Source organism: Streptomyces sp. PsTaAH-137 (genome assembly GCF_003259365.1).
GTDB lineage: Bacteria > Actinomycetota > Actinomycetes > Streptomycetales > Streptomycetaceae > Streptomyces.
This window is the reverse complement of the sequence record NZ_QLLY01000016.1, coordinates 193,858-218,762: the sequence shown is the minus strand read 5'-3', so window position 1 is coordinate 218,762 and position 24,905 is coordinate 193,858. Positions and strand designations below refer to the sequence as shown.

16 protein-coding genes are annotated in these 24,905 nt (G+C 66.9%); 7 read left to right on the top strand and 9 right to left on the bottom strand.

The window, feature by feature from the left end:
- Positions 1-4 precede the first annotated feature (4 nt).
- The 4 genes from K377_RS30855 to K377_RS30840 all read right to left on the bottom strand — a co-directional run bounded on the left by K377_RS30855 (position 5) and on the right by K377_RS30840 (position 12,747).
- Positions 5-6,565 carry an RHS repeat-associated core domain-containing protein gene (locus K377_RS30855; protein ID WP_111666851.1) on the bottom strand — a complete coding sequence of 2,187 codons (6,561 nt, stop codon included), beginning with the start codon at positions 6,563-6,565 and terminating at the stop codon, positions 5-7.
- 143 nt (positions 6,566-6,708) lie between these two features.
- A complete protein-coding gene (locus K377_RS30850; RefSeq protein ID WP_111666850.1) occupies positions 6,709-10,365 on the bottom strand; it encodes a LamG-like jellyroll fold domain-containing protein in 3,657 nt (1,218 codons plus the stop codon).
- A 528-nt stretch (positions 10,366-10,893) separates the two neighbouring features.
- Positions 10,894-11,628, bottom strand: a complete 735-nt coding sequence (locus K377_RS30845) for an A24 family peptidase (RefSeq protein WP_258395178.1) — start codon at positions 11,626-11,628, stop codon at positions 10,894-10,896.
- Positions 11,629-11,670: 42 nt separating this feature from the next.
- On the bottom strand, positions 11,671-12,747 hold the full coding sequence (locus tag K377_RS30840) for a hypothetical protein (RefSeq protein WP_146614790.1): 1,077 nt from the start codon (positions 12,745-12,747) through the stop codon (positions 11,671-11,673).
- A 391-nt stretch (positions 12,748-13,138) separates the two neighbouring features.
- On the opposite strand from K377_RS30840, the gene K377_RS30835 reads away from it, so the two are divergent.
- A complete protein-coding gene (locus K377_RS30835; protein ID WP_111666847.1) occupies positions 13,139-13,723 on the top strand; it encodes a GNAT family N-acetyltransferase in 585 nt (194 codons plus the stop codon).
- 81 nt (positions 13,724-13,804) lie between these two features.
- Here the strand turns inward: K377_RS30835 and K377_RS30830 are convergent, their stop codons facing one another.
- Positions 13,805-14,044: a hypothetical protein gene (locus K377_RS30830; RefSeq protein WP_237551325.1), complete on the bottom strand. Its 240-nt coding sequence runs from the start codon at positions 14,042-14,044 to the stop codon at positions 13,805-13,807.
- A 249-nt stretch (positions 14,045-14,293) separates the two neighbouring features.
- Between K377_RS30830 and K377_RS30825 the strand changes: the two genes are divergently transcribed.
- The 4 genes from K377_RS30825 (at position 14,294) to K377_RS30810 (ending at position 17,753) form a co-directional block, all read left to right on the top strand.
- Positions 14,294-15,550: an IS256 family transposase gene (locus K377_RS30825; protein ID WP_111666845.1), complete on the top strand. Its 1,257-nt coding sequence runs from the start codon at positions 14,294-14,296 to the stop codon at positions 15,548-15,550.
- A 38-nt stretch (positions 15,551-15,588) separates the two neighbouring features.
- Positions 15,589-16,269 carry a maleylpyruvate isomerase N-terminal domain-containing protein gene (locus K377_RS30820; RefSeq protein WP_111666844.1) on the top strand — a complete coding sequence of 227 codons (681 nt, stop codon included), beginning with the start codon at positions 15,589-15,591 and terminating at the stop codon, positions 16,267-16,269.
- A gap of 250 nt (positions 16,270-16,519) precedes the next feature.
- On the top strand, positions 16,520-16,810 hold the full coding sequence (locus K377_RS30815; protein ID WP_111666843.1) for a hypothetical protein: 291 nt from the start codon (positions 16,520-16,522) through the stop codon (positions 16,808-16,810).
- Between the two features lie 62 nt (positions 16,811-16,872).
- Positions 16,873-17,753, top strand: a protein-coding gene (locus K377_RS30810) for an IS5 family transposase (protein WP_111666842.1) whose coding sequence is annotated in 2 segments (ribosomal slippage) — positions 16,873-17,530 and positions 17,530-17,753 — 882 coding nt in all. Because the reading frame shifts where the segments join, the coding sequence is not laid out codon by codon here.
- Positions 17,754-17,770: 17 nt separating this feature from the next.
- Here K377_RS30810 and K377_RS30805 read toward each other — a convergent pair.
- Together K377_RS30805 and K377_RS30800 are read right to left on the bottom strand one after the other, a co-directional pair.
- Positions 17,771-18,298, bottom strand: a complete 528-nt coding sequence (locus K377_RS30805) for a hypothetical protein (RefSeq protein ID WP_146614789.1) — start codon at positions 18,296-18,298, stop codon at positions 17,771-17,773.
- Positions 18,299-18,356: 58 nt separating this feature from the next.
- Positions 18,357-19,130 (bottom strand): hypothetical protein, encoded by a 774-nt coding sequence (locus K377_RS30800; protein WP_146614788.1) that lies wholly within the window; start codon positions 19,128-19,130, stop codon positions 18,357-18,359.
- A 1,121-nt stretch (positions 19,131-20,251) separates the two neighbouring features.
- Here K377_RS30800 and K377_RS30795 point away from each other — a divergent pair.
- Both K377_RS30795 and K377_RS30790 read left to right on the top strand, forming a co-directional pair.
- A complete protein-coding gene (locus tag K377_RS30795; protein WP_258395177.1) occupies positions 20,252-22,135 on the top strand; it encodes a pentapeptide repeat-containing protein in 1,884 nt (627 codons plus the stop codon).
- Positions 22,136-22,222: 87 nt separating this feature from the next.
- A complete protein-coding gene (locus tag K377_RS30790; RefSeq protein WP_146614787.1) occupies positions 22,223-22,828 on the top strand; it encodes a hypothetical protein in 606 nt (201 codons plus the stop codon).
- Positions 22,829-22,952: 124 nt separating this feature from the next.
- Here the strand turns inward: K377_RS30790 and K377_RS30785 are convergent, their stop codons facing one another.
- Together K377_RS30785 and K377_RS30780 are read right to left on the bottom strand one after the other, a co-directional pair.
- Positions 22,953-23,642: a hypothetical protein gene (locus K377_RS30785; RefSeq protein WP_146614786.1), complete on the bottom strand. Its 690-nt coding sequence runs from the start codon at positions 23,640-23,642 to the stop codon at positions 22,953-22,955.
- Positions 23,643-23,918: 276 nt separating this feature from the next.
- Positions 23,919-24,776, bottom strand: coding sequence for a serine protease (locus K377_RS30780; protein WP_258395176.1), 858 nt, complete (start codon positions 24,774-24,776; stop codon positions 23,919-23,921).
- Positions 24,777-24,905: the final 129 nt, after the last annotated feature.

The following is a 24,905-nucleotide window of genomic DNA, read 5'->3' as shown; positions in this document are numbered from 1 at the left end:
ACTCCTATCGAGACTCCTCCGGCATTGGCAGGAACGTTCGCCAGTACCCACCAGGATCAAGGTGCGGCGTCTGATCCGGCCCACCGAGCCGCATAACTCCGACCCTAGTTGTCGGAGCTGTCACTGGTACACCAAGGCCGTTTGCCACGTCTTGCGCAACACCAGAACACCCCGAGTGGCACACTAGCAACCTGACTGCACCGCCGTCATATTCAGGATTGCTCCGCACGGCCTCCACTATCTGACCTGGATTAGTTTTGGCGCCATCCACAACGATGAAGCCATCTTCTGATCCGTGAACAATCACATCGTGCGGCCCCACGTTCTTTGCGAGCCGCGAAACAGTCATGGTTGCTTCATCCGATCCGATGATTGTGGAATTTGCACCGCGCCGAATTGCCCCCCCGCCTGGCATATGGCTTATCGCAGATCCGCCCGAGGCTCCGCCGGTCATGACCTCGGCGATGCCTTCCGCGCAGGCAGGCGCTGTGGCGAGGCAGCCGGTAACTGCGAGAGAGGCAACGGGCGCAACTGCTACGACAGCAGCAACAGCCGCAGCTGCGCCAACGAGGACTTTCTGCCAAGTCGCCAGCTTCCCGTGGTCAGGTATGTCATTGGCGTTGGCGTCGTAGTGCGGGTTCGTGCCCATGGCCCAACAGGCGTTGCACTCGCCGTCGTCCTTGTCAGGTTTGGGCTTGGGCCCCTTCTTGAAGGTGATCTGCGTGGCCTGGTGTCCGCCGTCCGTGCGTGTCGTGACGGTCATGACGCCAGAGCCGGTACCTCCGCCCTTGGCCTTATAGGTGTAGTTGATGGTGTACGTCTTGGTGGAGTGGTAGACCCAGCCGTTGCGTCCTGGTGTCATCCAGTCGTGGTAGGTGTTGCCCTTCTTGTCGGTGCAGCCCCGCTCGCAGTCGGTGATCGGACGCAGTCCGCTCGGGTCCGACATGGTGACGGGTGTGTTGTTGGCGTAGGCGTACCCGTTGAGGGATTCATGGTCGTCCGGGGCGAGGACCGGGTCGACCGAGAGGAAGCGTCCCGTGGCTGGGTCGTACTCGCGGGCGCCCACGTGAGTGAGGCCGGTTTCGTCGTCAGCAGTTTTGCCAAGGAAACCCTTGTCGTCTGGCCAAACAGACGGCGCAGTGCCGCGCGATTCGCCAAAGGGCTTGGTGTAGCGGCGGGTGATGGCCTGAGTGGTGGCGTCCACCGTCATGGAGGCGGTGCCGTGACGGTCGTCGACCATCCAGTACAGGCCCTGCTCGGTGCGCAATGCCGTGGCGTCGCCGGCCAAGTAGTAGCGCTGGGCCGTGAACTTCTTGGTGTTTTTGTCGTAGTGGAGTTCTTGGCCCGCAAGGTAGAGGACAGACTCGACGGGGCCGCGGCGGATCAGGAGATCACCGTTGGCGTCGTTCAGGTAGTCGGTGGTCTTGCCGCCCTCGGTTAGTTGGGTGAGTTTCCCCTCGATGTCCCAGGTGAGATTCTGCGCTGAGCCAGTGGGGCCGTAGCGCTTGGTGGTGTTTCCCTGATCGTCGTAGGAGTAGGACTTGGCCGTGCCGCCGTTGACCGTGACCGAGGTCATCGTGTGGGGCTGCCCAGCGCCGGAAGAACTGACCGGCGGGTAGCCGTAGGCCGTCTTGGTGTCGCCGGAGGACTTGTGCTCGGTCTGCGTGTCGCGCAACCCGCCCGGCTTGTAGGTCCAACTGGTCCAGTACGGGGCCGGGCCGCCGAGGGCGCTCGCCGATCGAGTGGTGGCGCAGTCGTTGGACGAAGGGGTCCAGGCTTCGGTCAGGCGGCGGTAGCCGTCGTAGGCAAAGCACTGTGTGTCGTTGCCGTTGGCCTTGTCCGTGACCGACTTGACGTTGCCGGTGGCGTCGTAGACGTAGTCGACATCGCTGGTGCGTCCGGTGTTGGTCTGGTCGACGGTATGTGTGTTGGTCAGGCGGCGAGTGCCGTCCTCGTACTGGTTGAGGACCTGGAACTGCTTGGCACCGGTGGAGGTGCCCAGGCGGGTCTCCTCGACCTCTCCGTAGGGCGAGTAGCCAATGTTCTGGACGTAGTCGGTCGCGCCGTCCGCGCCGGTGAGCAGGCCGAGGTCGTTGTAGGTGTCGTGGACGGTCTCGGCCGCCAGTCCTGCCAATGCGGGCATGGAGGTGGACTGGACAGTGCCGTCAATGTTGTAGGTAGTGGAAGTGGTGTATGTCTGCGGGGCGCCAGCGGTGACCAGGGGGTCGGTGGCGGCAATGACGGTCTTGGTGCCCTTGGCGCGGCCGAGGGCGTCGTAGCCGGTGACGACCTGGGAGTAGATCTTGCCGTTGGTTCCGCCGACGTAGCGGACCGCCGCGGTCGGCTGTCCCTTGGCCAAGGTGTCGTAGGTGAATTTGGTCAGCTGGTGCGCGTCGTCCTTGACTCCGTCCCAGGTCCCGGACTTCCGGCCAAGTTCGTCATAGGCGGTGATCAACGTGCGGGAGGCGCCATTGAGTGCGGTGGTAGCCGTCAGCCGCTGGTCGACATCGTCGTATGTGGCGTCGATGCTGCCCTTGTCAGGGTCGGTGGAGTGGATCTGGCGGCCACGAAGGTCATAACCGTACGTCCAGACCGATCCGTCCGGACCGGTCAACTTCTTGACCTGTCCGCCGGGTGTGTACTCGTACAGGGTGCGGGTGTAGTCGTTCCCGGTCGGCGACGGGCTCGCGTATTCGCGGCGTTCGGTAACGCGGCCGCGGGCGTCGGTGATCGTGAGGGTTCCGGATCCTCCGGCAGCAGCAGTGACGGTGGTCCGGTCTCCCTGGTCGTCCGTCTTGGTGCGCCACTTCTCCTGTCCGTAGACCCGGAAGATCGAATCCGTGGCGCGGCCCGCGGCGTCGAAGACCGTCTCGGTGGCGGACGGGACGGATCCGGGATAGGTGTTGGCCAGGTTTCCTGAGGGCGCCGTACTGTCGTGGACCTGATTGTTGGTGAGGTAGGCCAAGCCGCGGCTGTCGTAGAGAGTTTCGGAGATCACACGGCCGCCGCCCGCTGCCGGGACCTGTTTCTGCCGGGAGCGCAGCAGGCTGTCGAAAATTTCGTAGGAGCTGTTGTAGGTCTTGCCGTCGGCCTTGAGGGCGTCGGTACGGACCCAGGTCTCCTTGTCGTTGTTGATGCTGTAGGCGTAGACGATGCTGGCTGCGTCGTCGAGGGAGTGGGAGCGGTCGGGCTTCCAGACAGACAGCAGACGGCCGAGTGCGTCGAACGACTCCTCGGTGACGTTGCCGTTCGCGTCGGTGACCTTCGTGGCGGAGCCCCAGGCCGGGTCAACTGTGGTCGTTGAGGTGTAGAGCTTGGGGTCGGTGCTGGTCCGAGAGGTCAGGGGGCCGTAGCTGCTGTCGTCGGGGACGTAGGAGGTCTTCGTCGTCCGGCTGAGCGCGTCGGTCTCAGTCTCCACGCGGCCCAGATCGTCGTACGAGGCACCGGAGACCTGCTGGTAGACGGGCTTGCTGTCCGCTCCGTAGCTGGCGACACGGGAGGAGGCGGTGATGTCGCCCTTGGTGGGTGCGGTTCCGACCGGCTGGTTGTCGTAAGCCGTTGTGATGTCGGAGATGGTGTCGTCGGGGACCTTCGGGGTTGCGTCGCAGCCGACCGCGTAGGTCTCCACCCGGGAGACCGCGTTCACGATCGAGGACGAGGCGCTACGGGCGTATGAGGTGCGCGTGCAGGTCTCGTCGCCCGTCTTGCCGGCGTCACCGCTGTCCTCCACAACCGTGGGGAGCCCGTAGGAGGTGTCGTAGGTGCTCTTCTGTCTGTCCGCGCGTGTGCCGGTGGACGTCTTGGTCCGGTTGGAGACCTCGCCCGGCTGGACGATCCAGGAGTCGGTGGTGCCCCAGCTGTAGGTGTGGCTTCCGGTCTTGTGGGACCAGGGGGTGTTGATCGTGCCGCTGACCTCTTCGGCACCGTTGTACGCGATGGTCTCGCGGACGAAACCGGCGTACTGGCGAGAGTCGTCGATGGCGGTGCCGGTGGAGTCGGTGACCTTCTCCACGCGTGGGGTGCCGTCGAGTTCCTTCTCCCCGTCGAGGCCGCGCATGTAGAGCGTTGTTTTCTTGCTGCGCGTGCCCTCGGAGTTGCCCGCAGTCTGGGTGACCTTGGCATAGCCGCGCCACTGGGACCAGGTGCGGTTGGCGGGCTTGGTCAGCCCATCGTCGTCGGCGTAACCCCACCCGGCGTTGTCGTACGTGTAGTACGTCTCCAGGGCGTCGTTGTGCCCGTAGGGGTCGTCCTGGAGGACGGAGGTGACGACGTACTTGTGGAACCAGTCTGTGACCGGCGCGGCTCCAGACTGGGACCACTTGGTGGGGAAGCAGCGACGGGTGTTCTTGTCGACCGCCGAGGGCATGCTGGAATTCCAAATGCAGTCGGGGTCCGAGTAGTTGACGGTGAGGGTCGAGCCGGTTTCCGATTTGATCGTGCGTAGGCGCCACTTGATGTAGCGCAGGGTGTCGGGGCCGCTGCCTTCGACGTGGTTGGACATCTGCATGCCGCCGAAGGTGACGGGCGGCATGGCTGCCGTGCTCGTGTTCGCCTTGCCGGTGTTCTGGATGGACTTCAGCCACAGGCTCGGCGAGGAGGCGTCACCGGTGTCGGGGAAGCTCTGGTCAAGGTGCCAGGTGTCGACATTGCGGCGGGTGCTGCCTGTGCCGGTCCATACCGAGGTGGTGACGTCGGTGAGGCGTTTGCGGGTGAAGAAGGCCGGGCCGATCTGGGTGGTGCACTTTGTTCCGGAGGCGCAGATCATGTCGAAGGGCACGTCGGGCCAGTTGGCCTTGCTGTCCTTGGTCAGACTGGTGCAGCCGCCGGAGGTGATGCAGCGTTCAGCGTAGGCGAAGGACACCTGCTGGGCGGCTGGCTTGGTGTAGATCAGGTCGCTGCGCAGGCCGTAGTCGATGTGGTTGAGGTAGCCGCCGCGGGTGTAGGCGGTGCCGTTGACGCTGGTGTCGGCGTTCTTGGAGTAGTAGTTCGACTCCTTGCTGTACCAGTAGGTGGAGGCGTTGTTGTGCGGGTCGACGACGTAGTCGAGGTTCCAGCGCCATGCCTGGGTGCACAGGGTGTCCGCGAAGCCGGTGGACTTGTAGCAGGGTTCGCCCGAGTCGTTGCCGGCGACGGGGACGGTCCACACGGAGTTGGTGACGGGGTCGTCGTCAGCGGTGTCGGTTGTGCCCTTGTCGCTCCAGCCGGGCAGCTTGTTCTTGCCGAAGAAGTATTGGACGCCGGAGGCGTCCGTGACCTTCCAGTACTCGGCGTTGTTGTCGCCGTTGCCAGTGGCACCGGTGAGGTGCTCGACGCGGGTGCCGTCCTCGTTCTTCAGTTTCCAGTTGCCGCCGGACGCTTCTGACTTTGCGGCGGTGTCGCAGGCCGTCTTGTCGTCACAGGCGTTGACGAGCTCGACGGCTTTGCCGTTGAGCACGAGGGTGGCGTTGGCGTACTTCCAGCACAGGTCGCCCTTGGTGCTCTGTCCGTCGTCCTTGCAGGAGGCGTATTTGCGCTCGATGTAGGACTCCGTCATGGAGAAGCCCTCACCGACGACTGAGGTCTGGTTGTTCTCGCCGGCTGTGCGGCCGTCCACGGAGCCGGAGTTGTACGAGATTGACAGCTTCGGTGCGGGACCCGCTGTGGCGGGGGGAACGCGCAGAGGGTAGTTCCAGTTGAAGTCGCCGGTGCTGTCTCCGGCTTCCCAGGTTGCGCTCGGCGACAGTGAGGTGGCGCCGTAGTCGCCGCCTCCACCTGAGCTGTCGGCCGCGGCGGCGAGGACGACCGCTGTGCCGGTGGAGAGGGTGCGCGCGGAAAGCGCCCCGGTCAATGTCTGGTTTTTGTTGTCGTTGTCCGAGTCCTTCACCGGGGTCTGCGTCCGGCAGGTCTTCTTGTCCGGTGTGGTCAGCGAACATGCAGGCAGTGTGACGAGGCGGAGCCGGGGACCGAAGTTGCCGCCGTAGGCGTCACTGAACGAGGAGTAGTCCAGGGAGACGCGTAGCCCGTCGGTGTCCGTGGTGTGCTTGCTCTTGTCGGTCGGAGCGACCGTGAGCAGGACGCCGTTGACTCCTGCCTTCTTCGCGGTCGCTTGGGAGCGCAGATCGAGCGTGAGCTTGTCGGCGGTGCCGGTGGCTTTGGCCCTGATCTTGGGCGCCTTGCTCTTCGCGGAGCGGGACACCTCGGCTGGCTGCTGGGCGAGCTTCACCGCGAGCCCGCCGACGGTGGTCTTGGACTCGCCGGTTGTCGCCACCTCGGCGGTGGTCTTTCCCGGATTGGGCCACGTGGCCTTCTTCAGGCGCTCACGGGTCTTTCGTGCGGCCGGAGCGGCCTTGTCCTTCGGCGATTTGGACGTTCCCGCGCCGAACCGGCCCACCTTGTCGATCTTCGCGGCGGCCGGGTCTTCCAGCTTCTTGCGTGCTGTCGCCGTCTGTGCCTGCGCAGTGGAGTCGTAGCCCGAAGGGATCGCGACTTGTGGGAGGAGGGCGAGGGTGGCGACAAGTGCTCCGCGAGTGAGCCAACGGCGAAGGACCGCCCTTGGCGCAACTCTGGGAACGGGTGCTCTAGACATAAAGGTGTCCTGGTTCTGGAAATGGGTGGGAAGCGCGCGGCATCGGATGCCGCGCGCCGGGTTGGTGAAGAAGGGGCGCGCGCAGGGACCAGCCAGAGCCCGTGCGGAGGCGAGTTGTGGACGCCCCCGCACGGCAGGAGGAGTTACTGCTGCTGTTCGGTGTTGAAGCGGTTGGCGACGGTGTCGGTGGAGGTAGCTCCGGCCCACACTCGGACGCTGTCGAGGGATCCGGGGAAGTAGCGCGCTGCGGCGCCGTTGATCTTCGCTCGGCCTACCTCGAAGGCCCCGCTGCCCTGCCAGGGAGCGGTGTAGGGGACTCCGTCCTCGTCACCCATCAGGGCGTTGTCGACGTAGAGCTTCAGTGCGCCGAGCTTGGAGGTGTCGTCGGGGTCGGCCGCCGCCTGCGCGTCGTAGACGATTGTGAGCATCGTGGGAACGCCCAGCTGTGCTGTGGTCGCCGCGGTGGCGATGCTGGTGGTCCAGGTGGCGCCCGAGCCGTCCTTGTCGGGGCGGCCGTACGTCCAGCGTCCCTGGGTGCTTCCCGCGGGCTGTTCGTACCAGACGCCCCATGCGGACTGGCTGGTACCGGACTGTCCCATGACCTGGACCGCGTACGACTTGCTGGTGTCGGCGAGCTTCGCCGGGTCCAGGGTCACCCAGGCGGTGGCGGTGAATGAGCCGGTGTCGTCGATGACCGGGCCGGCGGCGGTGGCGTAGGCGCTGGTGCCGTTGAGGGTCATGGTCTGGCTGGTGGTGACTTCTTCGCCGATGTCCGGGTCACCGTGACTGATGGTGGTGAGTGCCGCGCCGTTGAGGGTCAGGTTGCGGGCGAATCCGCTGGTGTCCTTGACCGTGGTGCCGGTCGCGTTGGTCGTGTCCGTGGCATCCCACTTGGACACGAGAGCGGGTACGGGGTCTCCTGCGGTGCCGTCGCTGATGTCCTCGTCCTCCAGCCAGGCATCGTGTGCGACTTCGGTGTCGGCCAGGGCGCGGGACCAGACCTTCACCTCGTCGATGGTTCCGGAGAAGTTCTCCTTGCCTGCGCCGGTGTACCAGAGCCGTCCGACCTGCAGACCCCCAGAGGCTTTCCACGGGGTGGTGAAGGCGACCGGGCTGCCCTGGGGAACGCCGTTGACGTAGAGCTGCACGGTCTGGGACGCGGCGTCGTACACGCCGGCCAGGTGGGTCCAGACGTTCAGCACAGGCGGCCTGGCGCTCAGAGAGCGGATGATGACCGGATCCGTCACGTCGCTCTGATGACGGTTGAAGACCCAGGCGTTGTAACTGGTGGAGTAGTAAAGCTGGAATCCAGATGCGTTCGTACCCGCCTGAGACAGGACGGTGTAGTTGACGTCCTTCTTCGTCAGCCGGGCCCAGGCCGACACGGTGAACGACTTGGTGGTGTCGAGCACCGCGCCGGACGTGGACAGGTAGGAGGTTGTGCCGTTCAGCTTCGCCGCCCCGACGCCGCTGCGGGCCAGTGTGTCCCAGGTCGCGCTGGAGGAGGTCAGGGGGTGCTGCGTGGCAGGGGTGGAGTCGGTGAGCGTGTTGTCGAGGTGCCAGATCCCCGACGGCTGTTCGGCGCCCTTGACCAGGAAGCTGTAGGTGGCCGTGAGCGAACTGTGCTGCGCCGCGTCGTAGCCCCAGACCTGGATGGTGTTCTCACCGGCCTGGTTGGGGGTGATGGTCTGCGTGGTGGCGGTGCCCTTGGCGACGGTGATCGGGCTGGAGACCGCTCCGCTGTTGAGCTTCCACTTGAAGCTGGTGACGTCCGACTGGATGCCGGCCGTGGTCGGGTTGGTGTCGCCGGGCGTGAAGGTGAACTTGCCGGGCGTTCCCACACCGCCGGCCGCCGGGTCGGTTTCGGACGGCTTGTAGACGCCGTCCGCGCTCGTCACCACGGGCTTGGGCGGTGAGTCGGTGTCGACACGGAAGTAGCACCACGACGACCAGGCCGAGTCCAGGACTCCGGTAGCTCCGCGGTCGGTCTTGTAGTACGCCTGCGTCTTGACACGCATCCGGTAGTCCGTCTGCGGAGTGAGCGCCGTGGAAGTCCCGGTGCGGGGCGCGTTGTCGGCGACCCAGGTGCCGTCGGGTGAGTACCCGGACCACGCACGGCTCGATCCGTCGGCCTTCCACACCTCGAATGCGGCACGCAGTTGGGCGTTGGAGCCGTCGACGGACTGCACTGTGGCGAGGGACTTCGGTTTGGTTGCGCTGGTCGTGTACGGGAGCGTGGAGGCATTACAGGCCCGGCCCGTGGTGCCGTCCTGGATGCCGTACGAGGTCGGCTTGTCGGGGTAGGAAACGTAGGTGACCGACAGCTTGGCGTCGTCGCGGAAGCGGGCCCACGCTGCGGCGTTCGACTCGTCGTGCGCGGTCAGCGAGAAGGTGATCTGCGAGGTCTTGTTCGCCGCGTACGAGGCGAGGGTCGTGGTCAGGTTCTCGTTGGTTTCCTCGTCCACGTTGTCGCTGAAACGCACCCAGTCCGCCGGCTGGGAGGGGCTGCACAGGCCGCCCCGGCCGTAGGCGACCTTGCGGTCTCCCATCAGGTCCACCGCTGTGGGACGCGAGGACCATGTGGTGGAGGAGGAGATGCCCTTGTCCACCCGGCTCAGGTCGTACCACTGCGGATCACAGGTGAACGTCCACTCTTGGTACACCTCCATCGTGGCGTCCAGGACCTTCTTGCCGTGGATCGACGAGAGCGGGTACTCGAAGTACAGGCGCTGGGTGTACGGGCTGTTCGAGCAGAGATAGCCGGCGTAGTTCGAACACCGCCCGACGCCCTTGTCGCCGTCGAACTCCCAGAACTTGTCACCGTCCGAGGACAGAGCCGTCCAGTCGCCCAAGGCGATGCCCTTGGTCGGCGGATCGATGTACAAGGGGAAGACGGTGTTTTTGCCGTGCAGCAGGTCCAGGTCGGGTTGTATCTGAAGCGTGGTGTCCGTGACCTTGAGCGGGACTTCGGCCGCGGCGTCACCGGTGCTCGGTCCCTCGGCAGGAGCCGGCTCGCCCTTGGCTGCGGGAACCGGCGTCTCGTCCGACGGCTCATCGGCCGCGTCCGCGAAGGAGGCCGTGCGCGCTGCCTTCTTGGCAGCGGGGGTAGGAGTGTCGCCGGCCGAGTCCCACATACGGCCCGCCGGGCTCTCGAAGACCGGCGAACCGTCTCCATCCCGTGCAACGAAGCCACCGTCTGCGGTCGCGGCCACGTCCAGGCCCTTGCCAGCGACGGTCAGCCGGATCGATTCCAGTGCCGGGTTCTGCGCCGCCTCGGCCGTCTTGACCACCAGCACCGAGGTGTAGCCGGTGCTCAACGCCGTCAGCTTCAGGTCCACGTCCGGGAGAACGGACGGATAGGTGGCGGTGGAGCCGTCCAGAACGGGCTCGGGCAGAGCCGTTGGCCAGCCGAGCTTCAACTCCCGGCCACCGTCGTTCAGCGTTACCAGGCCCGCACCGCTGCCTCCTCCGGAGAACTCGACGTCGGCCGTGGTGTTCTTGGCCCGGACCGTGCCGTCGCCGCCGCGCGCCAGAGTTGTGTCAAGAGGTGCCCATGCACCATCGCCGTTGCGCGCACGCACGGGGGCCGCGTTCATCTCCTGGGTGAACGTGCCATCAGGGTTGGCGAACGTCTGCGAGGACTCCGTCGTCGCGCTCTCCACCGCGACGCGTTCGCCGCTCTGTGCTGCGAGAACACTCGCCGTCGACTGCGTCTCCGCGCTCTTTGCAGCAGAAGAACCCCCAGCCGTGTCGCCGCTGGGAGTGGCCCATGCCGCACCCGCGCCAATGACAGGCACCATGCCGCCCAATAGGGCCACCGTCATGGCACCTCTCCACACCGTTTGGCGCCGGCCCAACCGTCTGCGTGCGGACACGCCCCCACCCCATCTTCAAGAACTTGGTAAGAAACCAGAGAAACTGTGAGGATGATGTGGTGGTCTAATCCAATGGTCAATAGTGACCTGCACCACACACCGAGGGCCTGTCGGCGCGGAAATGAGGGTTCGCGTTCCAGCGTCGAGGGACAGCACGTGACGCACAGTTAGAGTCCGCCCCTGAGCGGGACAGTGTTCGGCAACGCTGGCGGCCAGTAGGTTCAGGGTGCGACAACGTGTCATCGCGCATCACGACCCGCGGGATGGCAACAGAAGGTAGCGCTGACAACAGTGCAGCAGCTGCGGAAGACATGAATTGACCGTCCGGATAAGTCCGTTGGATGCATGGTCGCGCTGCTAGCAAGATTTTACTCTCGCTTGGGGGACCATCGATCTCAACCGCAGGTCAGTGAGGTCACTTTAGAGTTGACCGGCATCAGCCGTCGTCGTCTGTCACCCCAGAAGGCCGCTCGCCGCGACGCCGATCAAGGCGCCCATCAACAGGGGCGGCCCGAAGGGAATCGCGGTACGAACGGTCCCCTTGCGACGCGCGATGAGCAGCACGCCCTGGGCGGCGGCGATGAGGTAGCCGGCGAGCACCCCGAGCAGGAGCACCCGCCAGCCGTGCCAGCCCAGCACAGCCCCGAGCGCGAGGGCGAGCTTGACGTCTCCGAAGCCCATGGCGCGGGGGCTGGCCAGGAACATGATCAGGAACAAGACCCCGAGCGCCGAGGCGCCGAGCAGCGAGCCCGTCCAGGATCCGGCCGCGCCGGGCAGCAGGCTCGCGAGGCCGAGCAAAACCAGGGCGGATCCGGCCAGCGGCAGGGTCAGGACGTCGGGCAGCCGGTGCACGCGGTAGTCCACCAGCGCCAGCAGCACTCCGATCGGTATCAGCAGCAGCCATACGAGGAGTTCGGGTCGCGGGCCCGTGGCAATCGCCATCGCGACGCTGCCGAGCATGACCGCAGCCGGGGTCGCGACGGCGCGAGCTCCGGCGGGGTACTGGTGTGCGCCTGCTGTGCAGTACGCCGCCACCCAGCCGCGCGCGCCCGCAGGCAGCTGATGCCCCTCGGGGCAGGTGGTCCGCCACTCAGTGCCGGCGGGCACCGCCAGGCGGTGAAGGGCAGCCAGCGTGCACCAGCCGGACACCGCTCCCCAAGTGGCGGCCGCCACGGTGATTGCCAGCACGGGCCCCTCCCGCCTCTGTTGTCCGTACCGGCCCATTGTGGATCACCGCGCGTTGAGGGCGAGTCGGGTGCATGCCGGGCACAGTTCGTCCGGGGCGTCGACGGGCAGGCCGCACATTCCGTCGCGCCCGTCGCACTCGTGCTTGCGTACCACGACGTCGATCGCCGCCAGTCCCGGAGCCGCACCCGCGGCCGCCGCAGGTGCAGGCGGGGCCTGCCAGGAATTGCGGGCGTGTTCGGCTGCGGCCGCGAAGAGCGTGAGCTGCCGGAGCCTGGCGGCGACGAGCGCGGACAGGGAGTGGGTGAGCTCGTGCGGCGGCGGATACGGGCGGCCCACGAGGGCTTCGCGGATGTGCTCACGCGGGACACCGCCGTCCAGGAGACGACCGACGATGGGAGCCTGGTCGGCGAGCGTGCTGCCGGTGGCCAACGCGGCATGCAGTTCGGGGTGGTGACGGGCGATCGACAGCAGTGCCCTTTCGCCCCGAGCAGCCGCGGTTGCGTCCGTCCCCTCCGTGCTGGTGCCAGCATCGGGCGCGGAGGGAGGGAGGGGATTGGTGTTCTGCTGACTGGTCTTCTTGAGCTTGTTCTTCTTAAGGGGTGGATTAGCCAACGTAGGCTCAGCCAGCGTAGGCAAATCCGACTTAGGTTCTGACCTGGGCGTTTGCGAGTCGCCGTCCAGGGACGGATTTTCCGACTCAGGTTCTGACCTGCGAGAACGTCCCACCCTGTCTTCGGGGGCTTCCGCGTGCTGCTGGACGGGCACACCGGGCAGGTTCACCCCGTCCGGCATGTCGGTGACGAAGTAGCGGGTCTCGGCGAGCTGGCCGCTGGCATCGCGTGCGCGTTCACGCAGCAGGTAGCCGTACCTCTCCAGCTCTCGCAGCGCCGTGCGCAGCGCATCGCGCCCTTCCGGACCCGCGCTCAGCAGCATCTTCAGGGAGACCCCGTATCCGTCGCGGTGGCTGAGCAGCTCGACCAGGAGGCCACGGGCCCGCCGCGACATGCGCCGGTCGCGGGCCGCGTAGTTGAACACGGTCGTGTAGTGCGCGCCGAGCACATCGATCGCCATCGGGCCGCGCGCGATCAGTCCTCCGGATGCGTGCCGTGCTCCGCTCACTGCTCACTCCGTCCGTCCGGACCCGCAGGCGGGGCTGCCGCTGCGGATCTTGGGTGCATGTCGGAGTTGACCCGCCAGGCCGCACCGAAAGGCGCACCAATTCACGGCCCGAAGATCACGTTCCCGTCACGTTCCATCCGCCGGCACATGGTGCGCAAAGTGGTGCGGCTCCGCACTCCTGTCGTGACAGCGACAGCACCCTGCGCTCGCCGGCTTCGCGGAGAACTGTGCCGCCGACAGCCGCTGCCCGCGGCTCGCACACACCGAGACGATCTGGCTTCGTTCGCGAGACCTCTGGTCGACTTCGCGTGGTGCGGTCGCACCGCATGCCGACGGTAATGCGATCTTCATTTTGACCATGAGGCGGTGAGCCCAAAGCTACGGTGCAGCGATGCGCAATGACTCCCTCCTAGGCCGCACCGTCCGTCTTATTCCGCTGTCCGACGACCATGCCGAAGCGCTCTTTCCCTCCGCGTCAGATCCCGAGGTGTGGCAGTGGATGCCCCGACCCCGACCGGACTCCGTGGAAGAGACGCGGGCCATGATCAGTCAGATGCTGACGGACCGAGCTCGGCGGTGCTTCGCGGTCCAGCGTCTGAGCGACGACACGGTCGTCGGCTCAACCAGTCTGTATGAGCTTGATTTGGCCGAGGGCCGCGCCGAGATAGGTGCAACTTGGTTCGATCGATCTTGTTGGGGCGGCCCCTACAACTCCGAGTCGAAGCTGCTGCTCTTCGCCTACGCCTTCGACGACCTGGGCCTTTCCCGCATTGCCTTGCGCACCGACAACCTCAACGTGCGGTCCCAGCAGGCCCTGACACGGCTGGGACTTGTCTACGAAGGGACGCTACGCAGTCACATGCTGCGCCGGGACGGCACACGCCGTGATTCGCTGTACTACAGCGTGCTCGTTGACGAGTGGCCCTCTTTGCGCGACAAGCTGCTCACCCGGGTCAGCGCCAAAGACACTGTCTGATCCTGTGCTGCCTGCACGATGCCAGGCTGACCCGTTTCCTCAGGAGGGACAGAGCCCGTTCCCGCGAACGCAGCCATCGGTCTACGGATCGGTGAATGACACCGGCTTCCCGGCAGTGCGGGCGTAGTCGATCTCACGTCTCGTGGACTTGCCGATGTACCCGCCGGGATTGACGACCAGCACCCGGTCAGCCAAGTCGATCTTGCGCAGATGGAGAGCGCCCAGCGTTGTCTTCTGGTCAGCGGTGAGTTCCTCGTCCGTCTCGGCTGGCGTGAGGACGATGACTCCGGTGAGAGCCAGACCAAAGCTCAGCGCGCGCATGTCGTCCACGAACCGAGTAGAGCCGCAGAGACAGACGATCTCAGGTCGGTCGCGCATGGGGGAATCCTCCACTCGGGGTGTGTTCTGCGATGGGGCGAAACCGTAGCTGCTCCCGCGCGGCTCGACGAGCAATGCTCAAGACCTGTGGATCGGCCTCGGGTTGGGATGCCAAGGGCGTACCTTCCCGACCGATCCCGTGACGGTCACCGAGTAGGCCCGCGTTGCTGCGCGGGTTGGGAAGGCACGCCCGTGCTCAGCCTTGTCACCGAAGACGGCACCACCGAAACCGGATCCCTGCTGGACGACATCGTTCGCGAGGGCGCCCGCCGGATGCTTGCAGCTGCCCTGGAAGCGGAAGTCGACCAGTACATAGCCGAGCTCGCCGGCGAGCGGGACGAGCAGGGGCGCCGGCTGGTGGTCCGCAACGGCCGCCACCGTGTACGGCAGGTCACCACAGCTGCCGGAGCGGTTGAGGTCAGCGCGCCGCGCGTGAACGACAAGCGTGTCGACGAGCGCACCGGGGATCGCATGCGGTTCTCCTCCAAGATCCTGGCCCCGTGGTGCCGCAAGTCCCCGAAGGTCACCGAGGTGCTGCCGCTGCTCTACCTGCACGGCCTGTCGGGCGGGGACTTCGTGCCCGCGCTGGAGCAGTTCCTCGGCTCGGCGGCTGGGCTGTCCGGGCCGGCCGTGAACCGGCTCACCAAGCAGTGGACCGACGACCACGCTGCCTTCCAGGCTCGCGACCTGTCGGGGTCCGACTATGTGTACGTGTGGGCCGACGGCGTCCATCCCAAGGTCAGGCTCGGCCAGGCCCACTCCTGCGTCCTGGTCCTCATGGGTGTCCGTGCGGATGGCCGCAAGGAGCTGATCGCGCTCGCCGAGGGACTGCGGGAGTCGACCGAGTCCTGGGCCGACCTGCTGCGCGACTGCCGCCGACGCGGCATGCGCGACCCCGAACTGGTGATCGGCGACGGCGCGATGGGCGTGTGGAAAGCGCTGCGGGAGGTGTTCCCGGCCGCCCGCCACCAGCGGTGCTGGGTCCACAAGGCCCGCAATGTCACGAACTGCCTGCCGAAGTCCGCGCAGCCGGGCGCGACCAGGGCGATGCAGGAGATCTGCAACGCGGAGGACCGCGCGCACGCCGAGAAGGCGATCGAGGCGTTCGCCAGGACCTACGGCGCCAAGTGGCCCAAGGCGGTCGCGAAGATCACCGAGGATCACGAGAAGCTGCTCGCGTTCTACGGCTTCCCGGCCGAGCACTGGATTCACCTGCGGACCACCAATCCCATCGAGTCCACGTTCTCCACCGTCAAGCTCCGCACCAAGGTCACCGGCGGCGCCGGAAGCCCGGCCGCGGCCCTCGCGATGGTGTTCAAGCTCGTCGAGTCCGCCCAGACCCGCTGGCGGGCGATCACCGGTGCCCGCTTGGTCGCCCTGGTCCGCGCCGGTGCCCGCTTCGAGAGCGGCATCCTGGTCGAACGCCCGGAACCTGCGGCCGCAGCCTGACCACCGGCCGGCGCGGGCCCGCTGGTAACCTCACGATCATGGACCTCGCCCGGGTGCTGGACGCGTTCGAGACCGAGGCCGAGGCGCTCGGCCGGGAACTTGCACGGCTGCCCGAAGCCGCATGGGACCGCCCGACACGGTGTGCACCGTGGTCCGCCCGGGAACTGCTGGGACATGTCTGCGTCGTCCTGGACTGGGTGCCCGGCATGATCGACGGCCCGGCACCCGAGATCCCGGAGGTCTCCGCGGCCGATTACTACAGGCCGGACCGCCGCTTCAGCACCGCGACCAACGCGGCCCGGATCGAGCTGGGACGAGACCGCGCCGCCCGTCACGGCTCGGGAGCCGGCCTCGTCGCCGACTTCACCCGGACCTGGCAGACGGCACAGGAGCTGTGCCGCAAGGAGCCGGAGCGCCGGGTGGTGCGGACGCGGCACGGCGACGCGATGCTGCTGGCCGACTTTATGCTGACACGGGTCTTCGAAGTCGCCGTGCACGGGATCGACTTGGCCGATGCATTCGGGATCGAGGCATCGCTGACGCCGCCGGCGGCAGATCTACTGCTGGAGTTTCTCGTCGGACCTGATGTAGGCGCGAGGACCGAACTGGGGTGGAGTCACGCCCGATTTCTTCGCAAGATCACCGGACGTGAGCCGCTGGAGCCGGAGGAGTCCTCCCGGATCGCCCGGCTGGACATCACCTGGCTCGCGCTGGGGTGACAAGCCCCTGACTTCCGTAATCACAGCCCCCCAGCGGCCGGTCCTCCCCGTCCACAGGTTTTGACAATTACTCCGGCTCGACCGGGGTTCGCCCCTACCGGGAGGGCGGCATACCGGTCCCGCCCCAGTTGCGCCGAGTAGCAGGAAGGCGTGGTGTTGGTCGCTCCGGTCGCTGTCCCACTCGGTCTGTTGACTGCACCAAGCCGGTGATCCGCTGGTGTTACGGCTGGTGGGTGCCGAGGATCGCGGCATGTCCTCGTTTCAGGGAATGTCCTCCGTGCATCGGGATCTGATGGATGGCTGCGATCGGTTGCCGTCGGTCGGTGAGGTGGTGAAGGGGTCGAGACTTTCGCTCCCGTGGTTCGTGGTCGATGCGGCCGGTCGGGAGATCGAGCCGGTGAGCCGGTACCTGCGGGATCTGGCACTCGGCGATACGAGCGCGCTGACGGGCCGCTGCTACGAGGACGACCTGCTGCGTTGGTTCCCGGTGCTGTGGGCGGTGGATGTCGGCTGGGGGGCAGGCGACCGAGGCGGAGATTGAAAATGGCTAGGGCCTGTCCGACGGGTCGGCGACCTCGCGCCTGCAGCATCGTTCCGGACAACATGGGGAGGGGCGATCTTTCAGATGGGGAGTGGGCTCGGCTTGTACCCCACCTGCCCACCAATGTGGGCCGGGGTGGTCGCTGGAATTGCCACCGCAGAGTGATCAACGGGATCTTGTTCAGGCTGCGGACCGGCATCCCTTGGCGCGATCTGCCGCCACGGTTCGGGAGGTGGAAAACAGTGCATGACCGGCATCGACGTTGGTCCGCCGATGGCACCTGGGATCGGATCCTTCGGCTCGTCCAGGCCGATGCTGACGCCGAGGGCCGGATCGACTGGAGCATGGTCAGTGTCGACTCCACCTGTTGCAGGGCTCACCAGCACGCGGCCGGAGCCCGAAGGCGTGTGCCGAGGAAGCCGCATCGGCGTAGTCGGCCAGTTCACCATCGAATCGATGAGGGCCTGGGCCGATCACACGGCGGGTTCACCTGCAAGATCCATGTGGCCAGCGATGGTGGGTGCCGCCCGCTCGCGTTCGTCATCACGCCGGGGCAGTGGGGCGATACACCGCAGCTAATCCCGGTGCTGGAGCGTGTTCGAGTGCCCCGGCCGGGCGGTGGACGTCCGCGCACCCGGCCGGATCACCTGTGTGGCGACAGGGCTTACAGTTCCCGTCGCAACCGCCGCTACTTGCGGCGGCGTCAGATGAAGCGCACCATCCGGAGCCGGCCAATCAGCAGGCGAACCGCCTACGCCGCGGCAGCGCGAGCGGTCGGCCCGCCGGTTTCGACAAAGAGATCTACCGACGCAGGAACGAGGCGGAGCGAACCATGAATGCGCTCAAGGGGTTTCGGGCCCTCGCCACGAGGTACGACAAGCGTTCCTACGTCTTCCACGGCACCGTCACCGTGGCCGCCATCCGGCTCTGGATTCGCCTTTGAAGAACAACTTACGCGGCTCAGCTTCTGGTTGGCTGACCGGCGCACGCCAAGATCCGCTCAATGTCCCAGGCATGATGGGCCGCGTCGTGGGCGTTGTTGCGCGCCACATCCTCGGCCCGCTGTACGCCGCGATCGGCGTGCTCAAGCACTACGTCTGCCTCCAGTGCGGCTGACACCGACTCCGTCCAGGCATCGGCCGCCCTCTGAAGCGACCACAAAGCCCCCGCCAGGGGGACGTCGTTGTAGTAGCGGGCCTGTGCCAGAAGGTCTTGGTCGTAACCGGGGACGTGCCGCACGCCAGCGAGCCTCGCCCCGGCCAGTCGCTCGGCCCAGGTACGCAGGTTGTCGGTGACGTGGCTGGTGTAGGCCGCGACGTTCCAGGCCAGCTCCGGAAGCCGTTCATCGCCCCGGCGCCCCGTCACAAGGGCTGCATACCGGGCAGGCACATCCTTGACCTGCCCGATGGCTTCGCGCGGGGTCAACGACCAGTCGAATCCGCAGTCGCGACAAGGGTTCCCATAGAGACGTGCTCCCCAAAGTTCCATGGGATGCGAATCTATCGAGCCCTCGACGGCCGCGGATCACCGACCCGTCGGACAGGCCCTAGTCAAAGTCCTCGGACTTGAGCAGTCGGCGGGCCGCCGTCACGAGTTCGCCAAGAGCGACGTCGAGGCTGTCTTCCTGGTCCCGTCGCCGTTCGCGGAGCGGGAACCGGTACGTGTCGTCGAGCAGGAGGAACCTCTCGACATCAGTGAGGTGGGGTAGCTCCTCCAGCGCCGCACGGGCCCTCGATCTGGATGCGGCGTATTCGTTCTCGTCTCGGGCGAGGTTGGCTGCACGTGCCTCGTGCAGCGCGCGTAGCGCTCGCTGTGCGCAGGCGTGATGCGGCGACATCGCGGGTACATCCTCCAACCTGCGGCGGCCTCGCTCTGCCAGCGAGCGGTCGTCCGCAAGGTCCATGCAGCTCTCCACTATCTCGACGACTCGTCGAGCGAGCTCCACCAGACCTACCGGGGCGATCAGTTCAAGTTCGGCCTGCTTCTGTGACAGCTCCAGGTAAGTGATCCTCACAGCCGCCTGTTGACCCCCTTCGTGGTCACGTTGGTACAGCGCTTCCGCGTGAGACACCGTCTCCCGCGTCTTCTGTATGAACTGGGCTATCTCGCGCCTGCGGTCGTCACGCAGAGCCGCGAGCCGTTGTGCTTCCGCCGTGATACGCGCGGCATCCCGAGCGGCGTCGGCTTGAGCACGGCCACCTCGCAATTGAATCCGCGCACCGATGAAGTTGCCGAGTATCCCGCCACCGATCCCGATGAATGCCACCGCTGCTGCGAAGACTTCGGGGTTGTCCTTGATCGCCTCGATGACATGACTCATGGCGGTCATTGTGCGTGAGCTGTCGTGCGATGCCGATGGGTCGAGGCCGCTGATCCGAAAGAAGCGGCCTAGCAGCCTCATGCGACAGCGCACGCCTCGGGCTTGGTGCAGAGAAGGTCAGGTCCTGCGCACCCAGCCACTGCGCACTTCCCAGATCATCCAAGTCGCGAACGCTGCGCAGTGGGCGGACCAGAGGGTGCGCAGTGTGAGGTGCGCACCGGTGCGGGTGTCGCGCCGGGGCAACTGCGCACCGGCGAGTACTGCGCACTCACGGCGCGGGAGGGCGCTACCGGCCGATGCGATCACCGGCCGAGGCTCGGCCTCCCAGCGCTGCGCGCAGACCGGGTGAATGTTGCCGGCCGGGTCACTGGTGCGCCTTTTGATGCAGCTGCGCAGTGCGCGTTGAAAGGCGCACCAGTGCAGGTCACAGGCGTGCGCACAGCCTCTGTTGGTGGCTGGTGCGCGACTAGTTGTGTCGTGCACTGGTGCGGGTTTTCCGGTCGTCGTCCCAGGCACTGGTGCGCGTTTTGAAAAGCCGCACCGGTGCCTCCGTCTCGTCCTCGGGGGTGCGCAGCGCGGTGGTGCGCACCCCCAAGGATGAGTGCTGCGCAGTTGTCAGTCGCACCATCCTGGGGCGGTACGCAACCTTCTGGTGCGGGGTACGCAGTACCCGCCCGGACGGTCACTGCGCACCTCTCAGGTGGGCACGCGCTGCCGTGCGCAGCGTCGTTGGTCGTGGCACACGCCTGTGCTCGGCGCCCGGCAGTTCTCACGGTTAGTCAGGAGGTGCTCTACTACCGCCCGGACCGCACTCGACACAGCGGGGCCGCCACGAGGCCGCCCCCTTCTTCATCACCTCTGTTTGGATGATGGGCGCTGAGTTCACTCGCCCCTGAAACCAGATCCACCTCTGGGTTCGGTAGCTTGGTCCGGCGCGGCCGGTGGCTCGACCGGAGTGGGTGGTGACTGATCGGCCTCGGCGAGTGCAGAGTTGAGGCAGAGGCACCGAGAAGCCGCCCGAACGAGCGGAAGTGGTGGTAGCGGTGACGCGCCCAGGCACTCCGTGATCACCAGCCGGCGGTACGCGCAACCGGTGCGGCCCACGACGCGTCACGAGAGTCGTGACCGACCCGCATCCAGAACCCGCCACCGCACCCTCCTGGCCGACCTGCGGACAGGACATCGGCCCAGCCCGGGAGTGCCTCGGCCGCAGCGTGGAACCGCACCAGCACTGTCTGGTCCACCTGTCCGCCGTCGACCGGCGGTCCTACTTCGACGGACTGTCACCTGGCGCGAACGTCGAGCATCAGGCCACCGACTTCTCACCTCAACTCCTCAACGAGCTGCGGGAAGCCGTGACCGACTCGCGCACGGGCCGGGCTCGCTTCGCGCACGCGGATTTCACCCTCGCTGCCTTCACCGAGGACGCCGCGTTCGCCGACACGGACTTCGACGTCACGGCGACGTTCTCGAAGATCCGCTGCAGAAGAGCTGTCTTCCGAGGAGCCCGCTTCAACGGGCACACCGTCTTCGTGCACGCCCAGATCCGGGAGGAGGCACTGTTCGACGGCGCGGTCTTCGGCAGATATGCCCTGTTCGGCCACCTGGCCTCCCGCTCTGCCGACTTCACGAGCACCGTTCTTCAAGGGCGTGCGGACTTCTCCCACGCGACGATCACCGGTGACCTCGGCATGGAGCACTCCACCTTCCACAGTGCTCTCGTACTCGAGCACGCCTGCGTCGGCGGCACCCTCGGCCTCGCGGACACAGACGTCCGCGGTGACCTGAAGCTGAGCAACATCCAGGTCGGCGTGGATCTTCTCCTCGACGAGGCCAGCCTCGCCGGGGACCTGGCACTCGACGGCACGCGCGTGGCCGGGAACATCGCGCTACGCCAGCTGACCCTCCCCCGCGTATCCCGTCTGGGACCGCTGATGACGAACTCCACCCTGGACCTGTCCGGGACCACCTTCGCCGAGGCCGTCACCATCGAAGCGGCCGCCCGCCGGGTGAGCTGCCGTCGCACCCGGTTCGCCTCGACCGCGGCTCTGCGCCTGCGCTACGCCGCAGTCGACCTGACCGACGCCGTCCTGGAGTTCCCGGTGAGCGTGAGCGGCCAGTGGCACCGTCCCTTCGATGTTGCCCCGGACGGCGAGCTCGCCTTGGACCCGCTCGCCGACCGCTGGGTGCACATCTTGTCCCTGCAAGGGGTGGATGCCGCGCACCTGCAGCTCTCCTACATCGATCTGCGGTTTTGCCGGTTCGCCGGCACCGTGCACCTGGACCAGCTCAGCATCGACGGGCACTTCTCTCTGGCCGAGGCGCCGTACGGAGTCCACTGGCGCGGCCTCATCCCGGTGCGCTACACCCGCCGGCGCACGCTGATCGAGGAGCACCACTGGCGGGCGCAGTACTACGGCGGCGGATGGATCGAGGCCTCCGACGACGTCGACGCCCACTTCCCCACATCGATCGCACCGATCTACCGGCAGTTGCGCAAGGCCCTGGAGGACGGAAAGCACGAACCCGGTGCCGCCGACTTCTACTACGGCGAGATGGAGATGCGCCGGCAGGCGGTCGACATTCCGCTCGGCGAGAGCGTGCTGCTCACCGCGTACTGGGCGGTGTCCGGCTACGGCATGCGCGCGGCACGCGCGTTCGCCTGGCTCCTGGCCGCGATGGTCGTAACCGTGCTGGTGATGATGGCGTGGGGACTGCCCCGGCACGACGTCGACCCGGTCAGTCGCGGCGTGGTGCACGGCCGTCACGTCACCCTGACCCAGACGGCGCCGGACCCTGTGAACCCGTCCGGACCCCTGCGCAAGCGGCTGACGGGCGACCGCTTCGACAAATCGCTCCGGGTGGTCATCAACTCGGTCGTCTTCCGCTCCTCCGGGCAGTCCCTGACGACCGCCGGAACCTACACGGAGATGACCTCGCGAATCGTCGAACCGGTCTTCCTGGGGCTCGGGCTCCTCGCGATCCGCAGCCGCGTCAAACGCTGACCCGCCCCTTGTTCGGTGAGGCAGAGCGCACCCTCTCCCCCGGTCCGCGCGTTGGTGTCCAAAACGGTTCGGCGAGCGGAGGCATCCATGAGTCCTGATCCCGCGGCGCGCGCACGGCCTCGGTGGTGGTCCGAAGCGGCGGAGGTGCATCTCGCGGCCTTCCAGGACCTGACGGTCCTCGGTCTTCACGGCAGGACGCACCCGACGGACGTGGATCACCCTGGCGAGCTCACGGCGCTGAAATCGCTGGTGGACGCTCTGTGGGCGCTCGACAAGACCGGCAAGGCGCACGACAGCGAGCTGATCGTCGAGGCTCTCCACACTGCGGAGGCGTGCGCTCTGCGGGCGGCGGCGGCCGCGCGCACTGCCCGCAGCCGGCTCGTCAGTGACTGCTACGACGACGAGCAGGCAGCCGAGGAGAGGCACCTGGAGGTGACGGAGGACAACTGGGGCGCGCCAGCGCCGCACGTGACCCGAGCGGTCCTGACGGTGAAGCTGCCGGGCTATTCCGGCGACAGCGCGACCGCGCGGGTAAACGTCGACCGCTCCACCGGCCGGCTCACCGTCGAAGGCACCGGGCCCCTGGCCCAGCCCGACGTCCTGGCGCGGCTGGAACTGCGTGCCATCTGCGGCGAGGTGGAGGAGATGGTCGAACGCCTCGCAGTTCCGCCCGGGCAGGCGCCCGGCCTCTAAGGAACGTGTGAACGCCCGCCCTGCCGGCTGGACAGCGGGTGCGCGAGCCTTCGCGCCGCTCACTGCGTGGTGCGGCCAAAGAGGTCCACCATGCGCGAGCGGTTCTGCGGCCGACGACGTAGGGTCAGCTCGTGCATTCCTGCAGTGCAGTGGACGACGCCCGCGGACCGGTGATCAACCCGCCCCGTTGCCGCGGGTTGGCCAGCCCGGTGGGCACTGCCTGAGCGGGCTCCAGCAGCAGGCTGTTGCCGTTGCGCACCCACCAGGTTCCGTCCGACAGGAAGTACTGGATTCCTTCGGGATGCCAGGCGCCACGAGCGGTGCCGGAAGTGCGACGGGAAGCCTCAGCGACGAGGCGGTCGTACGGCACCTGGACCGCCGTGCAGGGTGGCAAGACACCGATGAAGACGTAGGTGTCAGGGCCACGTTTCGTCGTCGGCTGCTTGCCTTGGTGGAAGTACATGCTCACCCAGATCGGATCCAGCCAGCGGTTGGCGATGGTCGCGTTGTCGTCGCCGTCCCGCCACCAGTTCACCAGAGAGGCCGCAGCCCGCGTCTCCTTGATGCTGGCCTCCTTGGACTGCGTGAGCTGGTCGTCCGCGACCAGCGCGGCCTTGTAGGTTCCCCACGCGGTGATGGCGAGACTCGCGGCGGCCACAACAGCAGCGAGAACAGCCGTGTGGCGGGTCCAGTCCGCGCGCCGGTACCAGCGACGAAACCGGGCCAGCGCACCGAGCGGCTCGCCCGGACGCTCGGGAGACCTCGGGTCGTCAGGTGATCCGGCCTGCGCAGGGGGCGAATCCGCAGTCTGCACTGCTGCGCCGCTTCTAGGCGGCGGGAGCGGTGGGCGCGCCGCGACCTGGCGGACTCGTAACCGGGGCCTTCGTTGCGGCATATGACCTCGCAGGGGCCGTCGCTTCCGTCCCAACGAAGCGGGTCTATCACGAGGCGAGCCCGGCTGAGACGGAAACAGAGCAAGGCAACTCCCTCTCATCTCCTGGTGGGACGTAGCGGGGCGTCGCACGGAATCCTGCCCGCTCCCTCATCGGCGCAACGGCCTGCTGCTCCAGGGGCCAGAGCCCGAACTTGCTCAAGGCGACGTCTCCGTCGGCCAGCCAGGCGGTGCGATCTCGGGCACCACGGTGAACAACGCCTGGGCGGTCCACACCATGCCCAGGTCAGCGCGCGGGTCGATGCGTCCGCAGTACACGCCGACCAAGGCGGTCACGGAGGAGTCGTGCACGTAGACGTCGTCGCCGATGACCACGGATTCGTTGGGCTTGATGTGCAGGACGACCGGCGAGCCGGACTGCCCCTCGCGGGTGCGGGAGTCGAGCAGGAACCCGGGCAGACCGTCCCAGCCGGCGAGGGGTTCGCTGGCAACGGGCGCCGCGGTCCACACCGCGAACGGCCAGCTGCCGGTGTTACCGAACGGGAAGCCCAGGACGTACAGGCGGTCGGTGATACGCAGCGGTAGGTCGGCGTCCGCTTGGGCGTCGCCGTCCAGGGCCGTCGAGTGCTCCGCTCGGACGAGATTGCGCAGCGTGGGCCACATGTTCGGCAGGAAGGCGTCGACCGCGCCGTGCGGCACCGCGCCGATGCGCAGTGCGGCGATGTCGACACGGGAATCCTGGTGGCCGCGCCAGCGCGCGTCGAGGCCCAAGTCGTCGTCGTAGAGCTCGTAGACCACCTCGAGCGCCTCGAACTTGTTGTCACCTTCGCTGGCGAACCGGACGCGCAGGTAGTCGGGGTGGAGACCATCGGTGCGCAAGGAGGCACTGTTGTCCGAGCGCTTGCCGGTGACGACGTGGCGGGCGGTGATCAGCCAGTAGTCACCGGGAATGCCCATGAGGAAACCGGTGGCTGGCCCGAGCAGCACGTCGTCACCGCCGCCCCGAGCGCGAGACCATGCCTCGATATACAGGGCGCCGAACGACAGGTTGTTCACTCCACGGACTCCTCGCATGCGACTCACCCTATGCAGCGCCGAGGCCCGGCCGACGGCGCCGAGTTCAGGGGCCGTCGGTGACTGATCGGTGTGACGCTCCGCCGGTGTGCAGACGCAGATGTCAGCGGA

Excerpts from the sequence above, each read along its gene's own strand:
- K377_RS30830 (WP_237551325.1), bottom strand. The coding sequence starts at position 14,044 with ATGCGCGCGCTGAGCTTTGGTCTGGCTCTCACCGGAGTCATCGTCCTC.
- K377_RS30835 (WP_111666847.1), top strand. The coding sequence starts at position 13,139 with ATGCGCAATGACTCCCTCCTAGGCCGCACCGTCCGTCTTATTCCGCTG.
- K377_RS30850 (WP_111666850.1), bottom strand. The coding sequence starts at position 10,365 with ATGGTGCCTGTCATTGGCGCGGGTGCGGCATGGGCCACTCCCAGCGGC.
- K377_RS30820 (WP_111666844.1), top strand. The coding sequence starts at position 15,589 with ATGGACCTCGCCCGGGTGCTGGACGCGTTCGAGACCGAGGCCGAGGCG.
- K377_RS30800 (WP_146614788.1), bottom strand. The coding sequence starts at position 19,130 with ATGAGTCATGTCATCGAGGCGATCAAGGACAACCCCGAAGTCTTCGCA.
- K377_RS30790 (WP_146614787.1), top strand. The coding sequence starts at position 22,223 with ATGAGTCCTGATCCCGCGGCGCGCGCACGGCCTCGGTGGTGGTCCGAA.
- K377_RS30805 (WP_146614789.1), bottom strand. The coding sequence starts at position 18,298 with ATGGAACTTTGGGGAGCACGTCTCTATGGGAACCCTTGTCGCGACTGC.
- K377_RS30855 (WP_111666851.1), bottom strand. The coding sequence starts at position 6,565 with ATGTCTAGAGCACCCGTTCCCAGAGTTGCGCCAAGGGCGGTCCTTCGC.
- K377_RS30815 (WP_111666843.1), top strand. The coding sequence starts at position 16,520 with ATGTCCTCGTTTCAGGGAATGTCCTCCGTGCATCGGGATCTGATGGAT.